The sequence below is a fragment of the Prevotella pectinovora genome (genome assembly GCF_000834015.1).
Classification (GTDB): domain Bacteria; phylum Bacteroidota; class Bacteroidia; order Bacteroidales; family Bacteroidaceae; genus Prevotella; species Prevotella pectinovora.
The window spans coordinates 96311-109451 of record NZ_JXQI01000062.1 but is presented as its reverse complement, the minus strand read 5'-3'; the positions used below and the strand labels follow the sequence as shown (position 1 = coordinate 109451).

The 13141-nt window shown below is 43.3% G+C and carries 8 protein-coding genes; 1 reads left to right on the top strand and 7 read right to left on the bottom strand.

The window, feature by feature from the left end; genetic code table 11:
• Positions 1–38 precede the first annotated feature (38 nt).
• From pheT to ST42_RS08430, 3 genes are all read right to left on the bottom strand, one after another.
• Complete coding sequence (gene pheT, locus ST42_RS08440; protein ID WP_042519430.1) at positions 39–2501, bottom strand: phenylalanine--tRNA ligase subunit beta; 2463 nt, start codon at positions 2499–2501, stop codon at positions 39–41.
• A 142-nt stretch (positions 2502–2643) separates the two neighbouring features.
• On the bottom strand, positions 2644–4212 hold the full coding sequence (locus ST42_RS08435; protein ID WP_044073216.1) for an NAD(P)/FAD-dependent oxidoreductase: 1569 nt from the start codon (positions 4210–4212) through the stop codon (positions 2644–2646).
• Between the two features lie 400 nt (positions 4213–4612).
• Positions 4613–5203 (bottom strand): OmpH family outer membrane protein, encoded by a 591-nt coding sequence (locus ST42_RS08430; protein ID WP_042519431.1) that lies wholly within the window; start codon positions 5201–5203, stop codon positions 4613–4615.
• 295 nt (positions 5204–5498) lie between these two features.
• Between ST42_RS08430 and ST42_RS08425 the strand changes: the two genes are divergently transcribed.
• The gene (locus tag ST42_RS08425) at positions 5499–6956 is read left to right on the top strand and encodes an aminoacyl-histidine dipeptidase (RefSeq protein ID WP_044065923.1); all 1458 of its coding nucleotides are present in this window, start codon (positions 5499–5501) and stop codon (positions 6954–6956) included.
• Between the two features lie 355 nt (positions 6957–7311).
• Here the strand turns inward: ST42_RS08425 and ST42_RS08420 are convergent, their stop codons facing one another.
• The 4 genes from ST42_RS08420 to ileS are packed head-to-tail and all read right to left on the bottom strand — an operon-like array spanning position 7312 to position 12998.
• Complete coding sequence (locus ST42_RS08420; RefSeq protein WP_231556983.1) at positions 7312–8289, bottom strand: DUF4296 domain-containing protein; 978 nt, start codon at positions 8287–8289, stop codon at positions 7312–7314.
• Positions 8290–8341: 52 nt separating this feature from the next.
• Positions 8342–8998, bottom strand: coding sequence for a lipoprotein signal peptidase (locus tag ST42_RS08415; protein ID WP_044065922.1), 657 nt, complete (start codon positions 8996–8998; stop codon positions 8342–8344).
• A 5-nt stretch (positions 8999–9003) separates the two neighbouring features.
• On the bottom strand, positions 9004–9387 hold the full coding sequence (locus ST42_RS08410) for a TraR/DksA family transcriptional regulator (protein WP_022317309.1): 384 nt from the start codon (positions 9385–9387) through the stop codon (positions 9004–9006).
• A gap of 44 nt (positions 9388–9431) precedes the next feature.
• Positions 9432–12998 carry an isoleucine--tRNA ligase gene (gene ileS, locus ST42_RS08405; protein ID WP_044073178.1) on the bottom strand — a complete coding sequence of 1189 codons (3567 nt, stop codon included), beginning with the start codon at positions 12996–12998 and terminating at the stop codon, positions 9432–9434.
• Positions 12999–13141 lie beyond the last annotated feature (143 nt).

Genomic DNA, 13141 nt, shown 5'->3' with positions numbered 1-13141 from the left:
TGTTATCTTTTTGAAAAACCATCAGTGATTAAAAACCATCATCTCAGCTCAGCGTTCAATTGCTTTTTCAGATTAGCAATCAATTTGGTCATCACTGCCTCGATATGCTTCTCCGTAAGTGTCTTCTCCTCATCCTGAAGGATAAAGTTAACGGCGTAACTCTTCTTGCCAGCAGGAAGATTCTTTCCCTCATATACATCGAAGAGTTCTACTTTTTTAAGCAACTTCTTTTCAGACTGGTAGGCAATCTTTTCTATCTCAACGAATTCTACATTAGAGTCTACCAATAACGCCAAGTCACGGCTTACAGGTGGGAACTTGCTTATCTCATGGAAGTTTACAGTATTCTTTCGTACTGCCTTCATAAGGAGAGTCCAGTTAATCTCTGCATAATATACCGGCAACTCAATATCAAACTCTTTGAGGTGTTTCTTTGCTATAACACCCATTTCGGCAATGAGTTTTCCTCCTCTGTTCTCTATAGCGATTGCTGACGAGAAAATATCATTGTCGCTTTTCTTGAACACGACAGCAGCAAACGACAACCCTACTCTACGAAGGATATTCTCGACATATGCTTTCAGTTCATAGAACGATGTGTCTTCTTCGGGATGAGCCCAACTGCCACTCACCCTCTTACCGGTAAGCCAAAGGCCAAGATGATATTCCTCCTTGTAAGCAGCCTGTGGATTATCCACTGTATGCTTTTCTGCACTGTAATCATAGACATTGCCAAACTCGAAGAAACGAAGATTAGGATTCTTGCGTTTTATATTATATTCAAGACTCTCCAATCCGCCAAACAACAATGTCTCACGCATCACATTAAGATCGGAACTCAACGGATTCATAATGCGAACAAGATGATCTGCATGATAGTGGTTGAGAGCTTTGTAGTAGTCACCCTTTGTAAGAGAGTTGTTCAATATCTCATTGAATCCACATCCTACCAGCTGCTCTCCTATAAGATTTTCAGCTTTATGTTTCAAGTCTTCCTCACCTTTTATCACCAAGGAGCTTTTCAGCTGTGTTGGTATCTCTACGTTGTTATAGCCATAAATCCTCAAGATATCCTCAACCACGTCGCATGGACGCTGCACGTCAACACGATAAGCTGGTATCTGAAGTTTCAGACCTTCGGCATTCTCATCCAGCACCTTCATCTCAAGAGATTCGACAATGCTCTTTATCATGTCTTCCCCAATGACTTTACCAACAAGAGAATTAACGTATTCATACTTTAATTCAACCACAGGATCGGGTATCGGTTCAGGATATACATCCTTTATCTGCATAGACACCTTTGCACCAGCAAGTTCCTTACACAACAGAGCTGCCTGCTTCAGAGCATAAATCACTCCGTTTGGATCTATACCACGCTCAAAACGGAAAGATGCATCAGTACTCAATCCATGACGACGAGCACTTTTACGTATCCAGGTCGGATGGAAATATGCGCTCTCAAGCACTACATTCACCGTAGTATCGTAAGTGCCACTACCCTTGCCACCAAAAACGCCAGCTATACACATCGGTTCTTCAGCATTGCATATGGCAAGGTCGCGCTCACTGAGCTTATGTTCCACTCCATCAAGAGTAACGAAAGGCGTTCCCTCTGGCATAGTCTTAACTACTATCTTGTGATTCTTCACCATATCTGCATCAAAGCAATGCAGTGGCTGTCCATATGCCATCATCACATAGTTGGTAATGTCAACTATGTTGTTTATCGGACGAATGCCTATTACGTTGAGTTTTTTCTGAAGCCATTCCGGACTTTCGGTAACCTTACAGCCTGTCAGACTAACACAAGCATAACGTTTACAAGCCTCGGCACACTGAATTTCGACATCAATCGGAAGACATTCATTGTCAACTTCAAATGCATCGCAGCCCGGACGATGGAGACTTGTCTCATAGCCATTACGTTTCAACCACGCATAGAGATCACGTGCCACTCCCCAATGCGAAAGAGCATCCGCACGATTGGCCGTTATGTCGATTTCTATCAACCAGTCACTCTCCAGATTATAATATTCTGCAGCGGGTGTACCCTCTTTAGCAGTATCCGGCAAAACGATGATACCATCATGGCTTGTACCTACGCCTATTTCATCTTCGGCACATATCATACCATAGCTTTCCACTCCGCGTAGTTTAGACTTCTTGATAACGAATTCCTTATCGCCATCATAAAGCACACAACCCAAATCTGCCACAATAACCTTCTGACCAGCAGCAACATTAGGCGCTCCGCACACTATCTGAGAAGGGGTTTCATGTCCTAAGTCAACAGTTGTAACATGTAAATGATCCGAATTGGGATGGGCCTCACAAGTAAGGACCTTGCCTACAAACAGGCCTTTGAGACCACCTTGTATACTTTGTACTTCCTCAAGAGAATCTACTTCAAGACCTTCAGAAGTCAAAGCGTCGCATACTTCTTGTGGAGTAAGGTTGAAATCAACATACTCCTTCAACCATTTGTAAGATATATTCATTATGATGTATTTTTACAATTTCGTTTGAGTCGGGACAAAAGTACTAAAAAATAGGCTATTAAACAAACCTTTACCTAAAAAATGACAATATGTCCTGACGTAACCTTCTAAAACGCCTATTCTCTTTCTGAATGAAAGGCAGTTAAAGTCTGGCTACATATTCAGCTGCTGCATCGGCACATCGCTCTCCATCTACTCCTGCAGAGACTATTCCGCCTGCATAACCAGCACCCTCGCCACACGGGAAGAGCCCATGTAAAGTAACATGCTGGAGAGTCTCTTTGTCTCGCAATATCCGTACTGGTGAGGAAGTCCTTGTTTCTACCGCCATAAGCACAGCGTCGTTTGTCAAGAAACCGCGACTCATACCGCCAAATTTCACGAACCCCTGCTGCAATCTATGGCTTATCATTGGGGGCAACCAAAAATGCAACGGACTGGAAATCAATCCCGGAGCATAAGATGCCTTTGGCAAATCATAGCTAAGCTTCGACTTCACGAAATCTCCCATTCTTTGTGCAGGAGCAGTCTGCCGCATATTGCCGTTTATCCAGCAATCACGTTCCAATTTTTCCTGAAAAGCCATCATTTTCAAATCCCCTTCTCCGTCTATGTCCTCCGGCCTAACCTCTACGACCATACCACTGTTAGACCATTGTGTTCCTCTATTGCTGGGACTCATGCCGTTGACAACAATCTGCTCCTTGTCAGTAGCCGCAGGAATAACGAAGCCACCCGGACACATGCAGAAAGAATAAACGCCCCTACCCTCAACCTGAGTGACAAAACTATATTCTGCTGCAGGCAAATACTTGCCACGTCCTTTCTTGTTATGATACTGAATCTGGTCTATTAGCGCAGCAGGATGTTCAAGTCTAACTCCGACTGCAATGCCTTTTGCCTCTATCGCCACGCCAGCCGAGCCAAGATACCGATACACATCACGGGCAGAATGGCCAGTGGCAAGGATAACCGGTCCATGGAAAACCTTCTGGATGCCATTCTGGAGGTCTATGCATTCAACGCCTATTACCGCATCACCTTCAACTAACAATGAAGTCATCTTAGTTTGGAAATGAACTTCACCACCACATCTGATTATAGTATTGCGCATTGATTCTATGACCGACGGAAGCCTGTCGGTACCTATATGCGGATGAGCGTCTGAGAGAATTGATGTAGATGCACCGTGCTGGCAGAAGACATTGAGTATTTTTTCTATGTCGCCCCGTTTCTTACTTCGAGTATACAGTTTTCCATCAGAATATGCCCCTGCTCCACCCTCGCCAAAGCAATAATTGCTCTCTGGATCTACTTTCTGCATCTTGGTTATAAGCGACAGGTCTTTCTTTCTGTCCCGCACATTCTTGCCACGCTCTAAGACTATTGGTCTAAAGCCTTTCTCCACAAGCCTCAGGGCAGCAAAAAGACCTCCCGGACCGGCTCCTACCACAATGACGCAGTTGCCATCCGACACATCATAATATTCTGTATGCACGTACTCCTCGTCTGTCGGTTGTTCATTTATGTATGTCCTCACTTTAAGATTCACAAATATATTGCGTTGCCTAGCATCAATACTACGTCTGAGCACTCGCACTGACGTGATTGTCCGTGTATCAATTGCCAGTTCTTCAGCAAGATAATCCTTCAATAGACTTTCTGTAGCCGCAATCTGAGGAGCGACTCTAACATGTAACTCTTTTATCATATTATCATTTATATTGATATCAGCATCCTGAAAAGAAATCGCCATTCTCCATTAAGGCAAAAGACAGCTTTGACAATGCGGAAACAACGCCATGAAGACATGCGAACAAGTGTTTCTTATGCAAGACAAAGGTTACACAGAACAACAATCAAGCAAAAATAACAATGAGCACAATAAGAACTCAGTGTTAATACCCACCTATTCCGACAGAAGAAGACACCCCATTAAAGCATCTAAAATACATTCAACATATAGAGACCAATGTCTTCTGCCTGTCAATCATATTTCATCAATGCAAAACTACACCTATATCATAGGACAAGAACGACGATGAAAAGCGAAATAAAAAATTAAGGAACGAATCCTTGGTATCGTCCCTTAACCTTTATTATCATCGTATTTATTTCTTAGCTGGCTTATAAGCCTTATTCAAGCCCGCGATAACCTCATTGGTTATATCGTATGCTTTGTCAGCATAGAGAATATTATCACCGGCCTTGCTCAATATCAAGCCATATTTCTTGTCTTTATTGTATGCAGCAAGATAATGCTGTATGCTATCGCGCAATGCCTTGTTGAATGTATTGGTCTCATTCTGGAACTCTGCTCCTAGTCTCTGCTGAAGAGCCTGCAAGTCAGCACCCTGTTTTTGAAGATTTGCCTGGACAGCCTCAGCCTGTTGCTGAGTATATTTGTTGTTCTGTACATCCTGCTGAAACTTTGCAGCTGCAGCCTGCAAAGAATTCTGCTTAGCAGCCAGAGTGTTTTCTATATTCTGACTCTTTTTCTGGAGTATAAGTGAATATTCCTTACAGAATTTATACTGTGACATGATTGAGTCTACCTCAACATAAGCAATCTTTACAGAGCCAGACTGAGTAGCATGAGCCTGAGTCTTTTCATCAACCTTTTGCGCTTCCTTGTTGCAAGAAGCCATTGCCAGCAAAGCAATCGCCATAACTGACATTACACGAACCATTTTCTTGTTCATCTTATTAATATTCCGTTTTTTGTTATTACCAATTTATATTTGCCATCAGACACCGCATATATAACGGATTCTCCCTTAATTATTGCATATATTGCAAATATTAACATGCGCAATAAGCGGTTTTCAAGCTTTTTGCCTAAATTTGCATGCAAAGATAGAATATTATATGAAAAATAAAGAATGAAGAATGAAGAATTTTGGTCAAGCTACTGATTTTATTGACGTTGCTAACAATATTTTCATCATTCAAAGATTCTGAACTTACAAACTTTAAACTTTAAATAAATATACATTTATGAACAACAGCGAATTAAAACCAGCTTGTGTCTTTGAACAATTTGCAAGGGTCAACCAAATTCCCCGCCCTTCTAAACACGAAGAGAAGATGATTGAATTCTTGAAAGAATTCGGAGAGAGCAGAAACCTCGACACACAGGTAGACAAGACAGGCAACGTAATCATCAGGAAACCTGCTACCAAGGGATACGAAGACCGCAAGACCGTAATTCTGCAGAGCCACATGGATATGGTTTGCGAAAAACTTGTAGACGTCGATATCGACTTCACGAAAGACGCTATCCAAACTTATGTTGACGGTGAATGGATGAAGGCAAAGGGAACTACTCTGGGAGCTGATGACGGTATCGGATGTGCCATCGAAATGGCTATTCTTGACAGCAACGAGATAGAGCACGGACCTATTGAATGCGTATTCACACGCGACGAGGAAACAGGACTTACCGGAGCTCACGGAATGGAGTCTGGATTCATGAAAGGCAACATGCTTATCAATCTGGATAGCGAAGACGAAGGACAGATATTTATAAGTTGTGCCGGTGGACAGACAACTACTGCAACCTTCAAATTCAACAAGGAAGAGGCTCCCGCTGACTATTTCTTCATGAAGGCAAGCATCAACGGACTCGTAGGCGGACATAGCGGTGACGACATCAACAAGAAGCGTGCAAACTGCATCAAGTTCCTTACCCGTTTCCTCTTCACCGAGCAGGAGAAGACAGACCTCCGCTTGGCTAACTTCAATGCCGGCCGCATGCACAACGCTATCCCCCGCGATGGAATGGTAGTGTTCGCCGTGCCTGCAAAAGACAAGGAAACCATAAAGGCTGACTGGAACATCATGGTAGCAGGATTTGAGGATGAGTTCCACGTAACAGAACCAAATATGACCGCCGCCCTTGAGAGTTGCGAGGCTGAAAGAGTTTTACCGAAAGAGAACTCTACAAAGTTCATATACGCCCTTCAAGCCGTATATAACGGTGTATTGGCAATGTGCCAGGACAAAGAACTTGAATGGATGGTGGAGACATCCAACAATGTTGCAAGTGTTGTAACGAAGGATACAGAAATCGTTGTAGTAGCTTCACAACGCTCAAACGTGATGAGCAACCTGCAGAATATGACAAACACAGTCAAGGCAGCTTTCATATTGGGAGGAGCTGAAGTCACTGTTGACGACTCTTACCCAGCATGGAAGATGAATCCAAACAGCGAGCTGACAAAGATAGTTGTTGAAACATACAAGAAACTTTTCAAGAAAGACCCACTGGTAATCGGTATTCACGCCGGTCTGGAATGTGGTCTCTTCTCAGAGAAATATCCACAGATGGATATGGTTTCTTTCGGACCTACACTCCGTGGCGTTCACTCTCCAGACGAGCGTCTTCTCATTCCTACCGTACAAATGGTTTGGGATCACCTGTTAGAGATTCTAAAGAACATGCCTAAGAAATAACAAGATCAGACTCTAGAAAAGAGAACAACAATAAAAGCTGAACCGCACATGTAAAATGCAGTTCAGCTTTTATTGTTGTTTCATATTAAAACGATGACACCACGAACTGGAAAGGCATCATTGAAAACAGGACAAAAAGCAGATTCGGAAAATCACTACACCAACCATATAATGCGCCCCTTTTCTCTAACCAACTTTACCGACGTGGGTATCCATTCAGTAAAAGGCAGCTCAGACAATAAGGGATAATAATCAATCACCTCATCATCCCGCAACTCAACAACATAGCGCCCTAGTTCCTTTCCATCTAAAGAAACACCATTAGATGCTATCCTACGTGTGAATCCCCTCCTGCTCATGATATCTTGTCAGAAAGTTTATTATCCGTCATCCTCATCAGCTTATCAGGTTGTGGGCCAATTTCCCTAAGAGGCTGAGGAGACTGCTTGACAGGTTGCGGATGTTGAGACTGTTCAGTAACGGGTTTCAGCCCATCAGCCTTTACAGAATCAATTACATCTACGGAAGAAGCAGCTGAAGATGGGATACCGTTTACATGACATCTTATCAAACGAACGTTTTCAACGAACATCAGCTTCAAAGTCGTCTGAGAAGAGTTTGCCGAACCTTGCAAAGTAATAAAGCCACTTACATTCTTTATACCAAGCCTTGCATCATCAGATATCGCCAAATCATAGCTCGTTGACTCAGAGAGATGGACAGTACGAGTTGCAACACTGTCGTTGGAGAATCTTACAGCCAACAGAGCCACGCCATCTTTATACCCATCCTGGAAGATGAACTGTGTTTTAAAACTCAACACGATTTTATCCCCATTGTGGAAAGCCGTATCTGCAGACAAAGTAAAGGATCTGACATTGTTGGGAGGAAGAGTGGCCAACATAAATGACGTGGCATCTTTCCAGACATTTGCCGTATCGCCTTTCTCCATACTGTCTCCAAAATTGCCTATATCACTTGCCGAAGCACCTAATGCTACAGCCTCGTCACCAAGACGTTTTGTCAGATTCTCGTAAATCTTCTGAAATCTGTCCGAATGACGACTATAATAAACAAGTGAAGAGTCAAACAACGCTTGTGAAACTCCATGTTCCCTCAATACAGACATCTCATACATGGTTCGCTTCATTCCGTCATCAGAATTGTCATCAAGCATACCCAAAGCTATGTGATAGTCATACAAGATATCTTCCATCTCGTCAGGTTGCAGATATTCGCCAGGAACCTGTGGCTTGCACGAATACAGCAAAGAGCAGGACAGAAACAGCAATGTAAGAAAATAGAAACCTCGTTCCATCATTTGTTTATTCAAAACCTTACCCTAAAAAATCCAAATTCCATTGTCGCCCATCAAAAGGGCAGAATCACTCTGGCTCATCTCTTCGCATTGACTTTTTAGAATCCGAAGACAATTGTGCAAGTTCCTGACGACAGAAAAGCACAAGAAGTACAAAACCTACACTGATACAACTATCAGCGAAATTGAATATCGGACTGAAAAAAACGAATTCATCACCTCCACAAACCGGCACCCATTCAGGCCATGTCGTGACTATCAACGGAAAATAAAACATATCCACGACCCTACCTGTAAGGAAGCCGGAATAGCCTTCTCCAAACGGGACGAGATAAGATGTGAAATAAGGCGATGAGCCACTGAATACAAGACCATAGAACATACAATCTATAAGATTGCCCAAAGCTCCTGCAAAAACAAGGCCAAGGACAATAATATAGAACGTACGTGCTCCAGTTTTCACCTGACGGCAAATATACCATCCAAGCAAACTGATCAAAACTATACGGAAAACGCTTAGAACAGGCTTGTTTATAAACGTCATGCCATATGCCATGCCGTTGTTCTCAATAAACTTTATATAAAACCAGTCCGTTATATGGATCTGTCCTCCCAACGGCATTCCTGTCTTAACCTCAATCTTTATGATCTGGTCGATAAGGAGTGCCAGTATTATCACGACGCTTACGAGAAGCCCTTTCTTGTTTACCTTAATAAATGCCATCGTTTTTATTTCTTTCTTGCATTCTTCGATGCAACGCTCAATGTTGCGTGAGGCACGATGCGAAGGCGCTCCTTAGGTATCAACTCGCCAGTAATACGGTCGATTCCATAAGTCTTGTTTTCTATACGCACCAATGCAGCTTCAAGTCCCTGTATGAATTTCTGTTGACGGCTAGCCAACTGCATCATCTCTTCCTTTGACTGCGTCGTACTACCCTCCTCCAACACTTTGTATGTAGGCGAGGTGTCGTCAACGTCATTACCATCAGCGTTCATCAAAGAGCGCATCATTTGACTATAATCGCGACGTGCGAGAGCCAACTTTGAGTTTATTATCTCACGGAACTCTTCAAGTTCCTCATCGCTATAACGTGTTTTTTCTGTTGCCATAATATTGATTTCTTAAGAGTTAGACATATAAAGCAACTAAGGCATTACGCCTTAGCTACTTTGATGTTGATATTCAAATCTTCGATTTCAGCTGCTATTCCATCGTTGTCTGCAATACATACATTATCAGCGAGGACCTGCGCCTTGATATAATCAGCAAATCCTGCCAGTGCTGCTTCCACTTTGGAATCTGGAGAAAGCGTCACGTTAATACGGTCTGTAATCTCCAGACCTATCTCTTTACGGATATTCTGGATACGGTTGATAAGTTCACGTGCCATTCCCTCATTAAGCAGCTCGTCTGTAAGCTCGACATCGAGAGCGACAGTAAGGTTACCTTCATTGCTGACAAGCCATCCAGGGATATCCTCACTGATTATCTCTACGTCAGTTGCTTCAACAACAGCCTTCTGACCTTCAACCTCGAGCTCATAAGAACCTGTTGTCTGAAGTTGTGAAATCTCTTCCTGAGAAAGATTACCCATTGCTGCTGCAATACCCTTCATGAGCTTTCCGAACTTCTTTCCCATCGTACGGAAATTACATTTCACCTTCTTCACCAATACTCCAGAGCCTTCAACGAAGCGCAATTCCTTGACGTTTACCTCGTTCTTTATCAAGTCCTTGACTGCCTCTATATGATTCTTTTGTTCATCATCAACTGCAGGAATCATGATAGCCTGAAGCGGTTGCCTTACCTTGATATTTACTTTGCGACGAAGAGCAAGCACCATTGATGTGATTTTCTGTGCCATTCCCATACGGATTTCCAGATCCGAATCGATGAAGCTCTCGTCTGCCTCAGGGTATTTAGCCAAATGTACAGACTGTTCTCCACCTCTGCCCGTTGCTTTGGTCAGATCGAGATAGAGTTGGTCAGAGTAGAAAGGAGCAAAAGGCGCCAACAGTTTGGCTACAGTCTCAAGACATGTATAGAGAGTCTGGTAAGCCGACAACTTGTCCTTGCTCATCTCCTTGCCCCAGAAGCGTTTACGGTTCAGACGTACATACCAGTTGCTGAGGTCATCGTTTACGAAATTGTCAATCAGTCTGCCCGCACGTGTCGGGTCATAATTGCCGAGTTCTTTGTCAACACCCTTTATCAATGAATGAAGTGCGGAAAGAATCCAGCGGTCAATCTCCGGTCTCTCATTCAGAGGCACTTCAGGCTGAGAGTAGTCAAAGTCGTCTACATTAGCATAAAGACTGAAGAACGAATATGTATTGTATAGGGTGCCGAAGAATTTTCTTCTAACTTCGTCTACTCCCTTCTCGTCAAATTTCAAGTTGTCCCATGGCTCTGAATTCGTCATCATATAGAAACGCACCGGATCAGCACCATACTTGTCAATCATCGTGAACGGGTTAACGACATTTCCTTTGTGCTTCGACATTTTGTCTCCCTTGGCATCAAGAACGAGTCCTGTAGAGATGACGTTCTTGAAAGCGACACTGTCGAACACCATAGTTGCTATGGCATGCAGAGTGAAGAACCATCCACGTGTCTGGTCTACTCCCTCGTTGATGAAATCCGCAGGGAAAGCCAGACGCTTGTCTATCAGTTCTTTGTTCTCAAACGGATAGTGAATCTGCGCATAAGGCATAGAGCCTGAATCAAACCACACATCAATAAGATCGGCTTCTCTCTTCATTGCCTTTCCTGTAGGGCTTACCAAAACGATATTATCAACGTATGGTCTATGGAGATCCACCTTGTCATAATTATCCTTTGAATAGTCACCTGGAACAAATCCTTTGTCTTTCAAAGGATTTGACTTCATATATCCCGCCTCTACACTCTTTTCTATCTCATCATAGAGTTCCTGAAGCGAACCGATACAGATTTCCTCTCCATCTTCATCACGCCAGATCGGAAGCGGTGTTCCCCAGAAGCGTGAACGAGAGAGGTTCCAGTCATTAAGATTCTCAAGCCAGTTGCCAAAACGTCCTGTTCCAGTTGATTCTGGCTGCCAGTTGATTGTCTTGTTGAGTTCTGCCATACGCTCCTTCTTTGCAGTGGAACGTATGAACCAACTATCAAGCGGATAATAGAGGATAGGTTTGTCTGTACGCCAGCAGTGTGGATAATTGTGCACGTGCTTTTCTATCTTGAACACGCTTCCCTCCTGTTTCATCTCCATACACAACACGATATTCAGGTCTTCAGCTTTTGCTGCAGCCTTCTCATCATATTTACCGTCCACGTTGAATTCTGGAGCATAGGCGTTCTTTACGAAATCACCTGCATGATGTCCGTATTTTCCTTCATCCACGCAATCTTTCACGAAGTTTGCGTCAAGTTCATCAAGCGTGTAATATTTACCCTGCAGGTCAACCATAGGACGTGTCTCACCCTTCTTGTTAATCAGGAACAGGGATGGAATTCTAGCATCCTTAGCCACCTTGGCGTCATCTGCACCAAATGTTGGGGCGATGTGCACGATACCTGTACCGTCTTCCGTAGTGACATAGTCACCAAGGATAATGCGGAAAGCGCTGTCTTCCATTTCAACAAAGCTATCCTTGCCATTCTCTGCGACGAAGACTTTTTCGGGATGTGCCGAAGCATATTCGGCAACGAATGCAGGAGAGTTTTTATCAACCTTAGCCGTTGGCTTAACCCATGGCATCAGCTGCTTGTAATGTAATCCCTCAAGTTCAGTACCCATATACTCGCCAACGACACGATAAGGAACGACCTTGTCTCCATGCTTATAGTCATCCATCGGGGCCTCACTTCCTTCTGCCTTAAAATAGGAATGCAGAAGCGGTTCGGCGATTATGACAGTCATCTGCTCGTCATTGTAAGCATTGTATGTCTGTACAGCAAGGTATTTTATGGATGGACCCACACAAAGAGCAGTGTTTGAAGGCAAGGTCCAAGGAGTTGTCGTCCACGCCATGAAATATGGCTTGCCCCATTTCGTCCATTCTTCTTTCGGGTCAAGCACCTCAAAGAGGGCAGTACAGGTTGTATCCTTCACATCCCTGTAACATCCGGGCTGGTTAAGCTCGTGAGAACTGAGTCCCGTTCCTGCACCCGGACTGTAAGGCTGGATGGTATATCCTTTATACAGAAGATCCTTGCTGTACAACTGCTTCAGAAGCCACCACAAGGTTTCAATATATTTATTCTCGTATGTTATATAAGGATGGTCAAGATCTACGAAATATCCCATCTCCTCAGTTAGTTTTCTCCATTCGGCCGTGAACTTCATTACGTTCTCACGACACTTGTGGTTATAATCCTCTACAGAGATATATTTGCTTGACTCTTTGTTGTCAATGTCTGCTTTGGTAATGCCAAGTTCCTTTTCCACTCCGAGTTCAACAGGCAGTCCGTGAGTATCCCATCCAGCCTTGCGGTGTACCTGCATTCCCTTCATCGTCTTATAGCGGTTGAAGGTATCCTTGATTGAACGGGCGAGCACATGATGAATGCCTGGATGACCATTTGCCGAAGGAGGACCTTCGAAGAACACAAACTGTGGACATCCCTCACGCTCATCAATAGACTTGTGGAATATATCATTCTTATTCCACATTTCCAATATCTCATTGTTTACTTTTGTCAGATCCAAGCCTGAATGCTCGGCAAATTTCTTGGTCATATGTTTTTTTGTATTTGTTTCTTTACATTCTATTATCGAGCGGCAAAGATACACAAAAAATATTTTTCTGCAAAATACTTTATAAATTCTTTGCCATTAGACAAATAGAAGCCGTTCCATTCCTATTTATTATTACACGTTTA

Bases quoted from the DNA above. Each gene is read 5' to 3' on its own strand.
- ST42_RS08430 (WP_042519431.1), bottom strand. From the start codon at position 5,203: ATGAACAAGAAAATGGTTCGTGTAATGTCAGTTATGGCGATTGCTTTG.
- pheT (WP_042519430.1), bottom strand. From the start codon at position 2,501: ATGAATATATCTTACAAATGGTTGAAGGAGTATGTTGATTTCAACCTT.
- ST42_RS08435 (WP_044073216.1), bottom strand. From the start codon at position 4,212: ATGATAAAAGAGTTACATGTTAGAGTCGCTCCTCAGATTGCGGCTACA.
- ST42_RS08425 (WP_044065923.1), top strand. From the start codon at position 5,499: ATGAACAACAGCGAATTAAAACCAGCTTGTGTCTTTGAACAATTTGCA.
- ST42_RS08415 (WP_044065922.1), bottom strand. From the start codon at position 8,998: ATGGCATTTATTAAGGTAAACAAGAAAGGGCTTCTCGTAAGCGTCGTG.
- ileS (WP_044073178.1), bottom strand. From the start codon at position 12,998: ATGACCAAGAAATTTGCCGAGCATTCAGGCTTGGATCTGACAAAAGTA.
- ST42_RS08410 (WP_022317309.1), bottom strand. From the start codon at position 9,387: ATGGCAACAGAAAAAACACGTTATAGCGATGAGGAACTTGAAGAGTTC.